Here is a 3297-nt window from a genome sequence, read left to right on the forward strand (position 1 = left end):
TGGTAGTAGAGAAAAATACATTAGCATTTAATATCACGGATATCAAAAATAACCTGACAGATGCAACATTAAATAAATATGGACAGAAAGTGGAGACCTATCCGGTGGAAACGATCGCAATCCCGAACCACAGTCTGATCTCAGTCAGAAGTACACAGAAGAATGCGAACTTAAAAGGTGCTATCATGTCTTCTCATACAAAGATCAGTGGAGATGAATTGATTGCCATAGACAATGAAGTGGGACAGTATACGGACAGAGACTATATGTATGCATTTTTGTCAAATGATGAAATGAGTGCAGGGCTTTGGAGTAACTCTGAACATGAAGGGCGCAGCGCTTATACCGTGGTAACAGGGGGAAGCAATAATACACGAATTCTTGCAACCTCTCAGGATAAAGGCGATTATAAGACTTTAGGATTGGCCAGTGCAGAATGGTATTATCACAGGAATATTGAGGACAGTCATGGGGTGAAGTATACAGTAGAGGAGTCTGAAATGCCACAGTCCAAAATAGCCATTGCGGGGGACATGAATGAAGATGCACAGGTTGATTGGCAGGACGGAGCAATTGCATTCCGCGATATTATGAACAATCCATACAAATGCGAGGAAGTACCGGAACTGGTGGCATGGCGCATTGCCATGAACTTTGGCGGACAGGCTCAGAACCCGTTCCTCACGACACTGGACAACGTAAAACGTGTAGCACAGCACACGGATGGACTCGGACAATCCATACTTTTGAAAGGATATGCAAGTGAAGGTCATGACTCCGGACACCCGGATTATGCAAACATCGGCGAGAGGATCGGCGGTGCTGAGGACATGAATACTCTGCTGGAAAAAGGAGCGGAATACGGTGCCAGATTTGGTGTGCACGTCAATGCGAGTGAAATGTATCCGGAAGCCCAGGCATTTAGTGATAACTCTGTCAGACGATATGTGAAAGAAGACCCGGGAATGAGTGAAACCCCACAATTGATTGGAACACTGAGATATGGATGGAACTGGCTGGATCAGGGAGTGGGAATAGATGGATACTATGATCTAGGCTCTGATGCAAGGAAAAATCGATTTGATCAATTAAAAGAAAAAGTAGGAGATAATCTGGATTTTATCTACCTCGATGTATGGGGAAACCAGACAGCGACAAGAACGGAGGATTCCTGGGAGACAAGACATCTGACAGACGAAATAACGGATAACGGATGGAGAATGACTACAGAGTGGGGTTCTGGAAATGAATATGATTCCACGTTCCAACACTGGGCTGCTGATCTCACTTATGGGGGATACGATAAAAAAGGGGAAAATAGTGAAGTGATGCGTTTCCTTAGAAATCATCAAAAGGATTCCTGGGTAGGTGATTATCCGAGTTATGGCGGTGCTGCAATCGCACCATTGCTTGGCGGATATAATATGAAAGACTTTGAAGGATGGCAGGGCAGAAATGATTACGATGCATATATCACAAACCTTTATACGCATGATCTGACAACGAAATTTTTGCAACATTTTGAAGTTGTAAAATGGGTAGATGGAGAGCCAACAGATTTTGGAGGCTATACATGGACGCCGGAAAAAGAGATTACATTGAAAGATGATGATGGAAACACAGTAGTTGCAACAAGAGAGTCCACAGATCCATCCAGTGCAGCATACCGCAACAGAACGATCACGCTCAATGGAAAAGTGATCTCCCAGGGTGCTGTATCGAAGGGAGACAATGGAAAGGACGGAACAGAATCTTATCTGATCCCATGGAACTGGGATCCGCAGACTGGAGACAAGGTAGCGTCTGAAAGGGAAAAGATGTACCACTGGAATACAAAGGGCGGCACTACGACATGGGAATTACAGGATGACTGGAAATCTTTGAAATCTGTAAAAGTATACAAACTGACAGATCTTGGAAAGACAGAGGAAAAGACGGTTGAGGTTGTAGATGGAAAGATCACATTGGAAACAGAGGCTCAGACTCCGTATGTAGTATGCAAAGGCGAGGAAGGAAACCTTGAGATCACATGGAGCGAAGGAATGCACCTGGTAGATGTAGGGTTTAACTCTGGAGACGAAGGTCTTGAGAAGTTCTGGGATAAGACAGGTGACGGAACAGCAACAATCGCTAAGAGCCAGTACAGCAACCCGATGATGAAACTGGACGGTGAAGTTGCCATGACCCAGAAGATCACGGATCTGGAGCCGGGTAAAGAATATGCGTTGTATGTAGGTGTGGATAACAGAAGTGATGCAAAGGCCATGATCGAAGTAAAAGCAGGGGATAAAGTGCTGGACTCCAACTATACAATGCGTTCTATTGCAAAGAACTACATAAAAGCATACACACACAGCAATTCCAGCGCAACTGTGGACAACAGCAGTTATTTCCAGAATATGTATGTATTCTTCACAGCTCCGGAAGACGGCAGCGATGTGACACTGACAATCTCCAAAGAAGCAGGAGAGGGCAGCGCATACTTTGACGATGTACGTGTGGTAGAATCCAGCATGGATGTCATTCAGAAAGATGAAGACGGCAATGTAGTTGGAATGACACAGGATTTTGAAAACAATGTACAGGGAATTTATCCATTTGTTATTGGCGAAATTGAAGGTGTGGAAGACAACCGTACACACTTGTCAGAACTGCATGCACCGTTTACACAGGCTGGATGGGATGTCAAGAAAGTGGACGATGTATTGGACGGTAAATGGTCTTTAAAATCAAATGGTCTGACAAATTATAAGATTAACCATCTTTTGGGAACCGCATTGGTTTATCAGACAATACCGCAGAATTTCCGCTTTGAGCCGGGAAAAACTTATAAGGTAAGTTTTGATTATCAGTCAGGAGGAGATAATACATACGCAGTAACAGTAGGCGATGGTGAATTTAAAGGTAGAACTCCATTGCAGCCACTTGCAAAGGCGATGGGAGAAGATGGACATTTTGAAACAGAAATCAAAGGAGCAGAATCAGGACAGACATGGTTCGGTATTTATTCTACAGGTACAGCACCGGACCTGCAGGGAACAAGCGGTTCAGAAGCAGATTTTGGAGGATACAAGGACTTTATCCTTGACAATCTGAAGATTGAGCTTGTGGAAGAAGTAGAAGTGGACAAGGCAGAATTAAAAGCAGCTATAGATAAAGCGGCAGCGCTTGTAAAAGATGACTACACTGAGGCAAGCTGGAAAGTATTTGAAGAAAAACTTACCGAGGCACAGGCAGTATTTGCAAACGGAGATGCAACCCAGTACGATGTGGCGCTTGCCCTTGCAAACCTGGAAG

At 44.2% G+C, this 3297-nt stretch carries 1 protein-coding gene; it reads left to right on the plus strand.

Annotated elements, in window-relative coordinates; genetic code table 11:
- The coding region (locus B5F18_RS12270) for an endo-alpha-N-acetylgalactosaminidase family protein (protein ID WP_242955871.1) at positions 1-3297 on the plus strand (3297 nt) is incomplete at both ends.

Origin of the sequence: Lachnoclostridium sp. An181 (assembly GCF_002160325.1) — a bacterium.
In the GTDB taxonomy this organism is placed as follows: Bacteria; Bacillota; Clostridia; order Lachnospirales; family Lachnospiraceae; genus An181.